The organism is Kitasatospora sp. NPDC059812, assembly GCF_042732075.1.
GTDB lineage: Bacteria > Actinomycetota > Actinomycetes > Streptomycetales > Streptomycetaceae > Kitasatospora.
Window position 1 is genome coordinate 42,612 of record NZ_JBHWIO010000024.1, and the last position, 2,625, is coordinate 45,236.

The following is a 2,625-nucleotide window of genomic DNA, read 5'->3' on the forward strand; positions in this document are numbered from 1 at the left end:
CTCGCGGCGGCGGGGGGGGGGGGGGGGGCGGCGGGGGGGGGGGGGGGGGTGGCGGGGGGGGGGGGGGGCGGGCGGGGCGCGCGGGGGGGGGGCGGGCCCCCCCCCCCCGCCCCCCCACGCCGACAACCAGGAACTGACGGAGAGCCAGGCATGACACAGCACCTTCCGCTCGCCGCGGCGACGGCGCAGGCGGCATCGCACAAGGGCCTGACCATCGGCCTGTTCGTCGCCCTGGTGGCGGTGACCCTCGTCATCACCCTCTGGGCGCGGCGGAGCACCCAGGGCACCGGCGGCTTCTACACCGGCGGCGGCCAGTTCTCCGCGCTGCAGAACGGGATCGCGATCTCGGGCGACTACCTGTCCGCGGCCTCCTTCCTCGGCATCGCCGGGATCATCGCGCTCTCCGGGTACGACGGCTTCCTCTACTCGATCGGCTTCCTGGTCGCCTGGCTGGTCGCGCTGCTGATGGTCGCCGAACTGCTGCGCAACACCGGTCGGTTCACCATGGCCGACGTGCTGGCCGCGCGGCTGCGCAGTGGTCCGATGCGGACCGCCGCGGGCGTGTCGACCATCGTGGTCTCGATCTTCTACCTGATCGCGCAGATGGTCGGCGCGGCGACGATCGTGGGGCAGCTGCTCGACGTCAAGGGCGCCTCGGCGCAGATCTGGACCATCGTCGGGGTCGGCGCCCTGATGATCGTCTACGTCGTGGTCGGCGGGATGAAGGGCACCACCTGGGTGCAGATCGTCAAGGCGGTGCTGCTGATCGCCGGCGCGGCGATGATGACCCTGTGGGTGCTGGCGAAGTACGGGTTCGACCTCAGCCACCTGCTCGGGGACGCCGCCGCGGCCTCCAAGAAGGGCGACGCCTTTCTCCAGCCCGGCCTGAAGTACGGGGCGACCGACGGCTGGTCGAAGCTCGACCTGGTCAGCCTCGGCGTCGCCCTGGTGCTGGGCACCGCGGCGCTGCCGCATGTGCTGGTCCGCTTCTACACCGTCCCGACCGGCCGCGACGCGCGCAAGTCGGTGAACTGGGCGATCGGCATCATCGGGGTCTTCTACCTGATGACCCTGGTGCTCGGCTTCGGCGCGGCCGCGCTGGTCGGCACGGCGACGATCAAGGAGAAGGATCCGTCCGGCAACACTGCCGCCACCCTGCTGGCCGAGCACCTCGGCGGCGGCGCGGGCACCACCGGCGGCTCCCTGATGCTCGCCTTCATCGCGGCGGTGGCGTTCGCCACCATCCTCGCGGTCGTCGCCGGGCTCACCCTGACCTCGTCGTCGTCGTTCGCCCACGACCTGTACGCCAGCGTGATCCGCAAGGGCAGGGCCACGGAGCGGCAGGAGCTGGTCACGGCGAAGATCGCCGCCGTGGTCATCGGCGCGGTCGCGGTCGCCCTGTCGATCTTCGCCAGGGACCTCAACGTGGCGTTCCTGGTGGCCCTGGCCTTCGCCATCGCGGCCTCGGCCAACCTGCCGGCGATCCTGCTGACGCTGTTCTGGAAGCGCTTCACCACCGTCGGCGCCAAGTGCGGCATCTACGCGGGCCTGGTCAGCTCGATCGGCCTGGTGCTGCTCTCCCCGATCTGCTGGGGCGGCGCGACCGGCACGGTCCACGCCGTGAAGCTGACGGCCGCCCAGGCGAAGGACTGCGGGGTGGAGGCGTCCAGCAAGCAGGTCGGCAACGCCACGGCGCTGATCTCCTGCACCACCACCGCACCGGTGCCGCTGCAGAATCCGGGCATCGTCTCGATCCCGATCGGGTTCGCGGCCGCGGTCCTCGGCTCCCTGGTCGGCAGCCGCCGCCGTCGCGACGAGGAGTCGGACGGGCGCGGCTTCGAGGAGCTTGAGGTCCGCGCGCTCACCGGAGTGGGGCGGTAGAGCGTGGAACCGGGCTCCAACCTCGACGAGTTCCTCTCCGACCTCGCGCGCTACGCCGCCGCGGACGTCCTGACCGCCCAGCTCACGGCGGACACCCTGCGCAAGTACCTGCGGGCCGGACTGATCGTGCCCGACGACCTGTGCGCCGGTGACACGGACGGCTACTCGCAGCGGCTGCTGCATGCCGGACGGACGCACTCCGTGGTGGCCCTGACCTGGCTGCCCGGTCAGTCCACCCCGATCCACGACCACGTCGCCTGGTGCGTGTCCGGTGTGGTGGAGGGCGTCGAGGTGGACGAGGCGTTCCGGCTGTGGCGGCCCTCCAGAACCGGCCGCAGGGTGCTGGTGCCGTCCGGCCGGACCACCTGCTCTCCCGGCCGGGTGCAGCTCCTGGTGCCGCCCGACGAGGACATCCACCGGGTGTCGAACGGCGGCACCGGTCGCGCGGTCTCCCTGCACGTCTACGGCGCCGACATCGCGCTGAACGGGGGCAGCTCGATCAACCGGGTCTTCGGAAACGAGGTCGTGGACCTCCCGCCGGACGGCGCCCGCCTGGTGAGCTGGCGGAGCCCGGAGAGCCTGGCCCCGTGACCGCCCCGTAGCGAACCGACGGGCCGTCCGCCCCGGACGGCCCCTCGGCCACGCCCGGGCCCCTGCCCGGTGTACGGGGCGGGGCCCGACGGGCTGAACGCGGGTTCAGCTGCCGGCGGCCGGGCCGAACCCCCCGATTGGTGCAGACCGATT

At 72.6% G+C, this 2,625-nt stretch carries 2 protein-coding genes; both read left to right on the top strand.

Going from position 1 to position 2,625, the window contains the following annotated elements:
• Positions 1-150: 150 nt before the first annotated feature.
• Positions 151-1,881 carry a cation acetate symporter gene (locus ACFV6D_RS15160; protein ID WP_380495330.1) on the top strand — a complete coding sequence of 577 codons (1,731 nt, stop codon included), beginning with the start codon at positions 151-153 and terminating at the stop codon, positions 1,879-1,881.
• 3 nt (positions 1,882-1,884) lie between these two features.
• The gene (locus tag ACFV6D_RS15165; protein ID WP_063345975.1) at positions 1,885-2,472 is read left to right on the top strand and encodes a cysteine dioxygenase family protein; all 588 of its coding nucleotides are present in this window, start codon (positions 1,885-1,887) and stop codon (positions 2,470-2,472) included.
• The last annotated feature ends 153 nt before the right edge of the window (positions 2,473-2,625 follow it).

Excerpts from the sequence above, each read along its gene's own strand:
- ACFV6D_RS15160 (WP_380495330.1), top strand. The coding sequence starts at position 151 with ATGACACAGCACCTTCCGCTCGCCGCGGCGACGGCGCAGGCGGCATCG.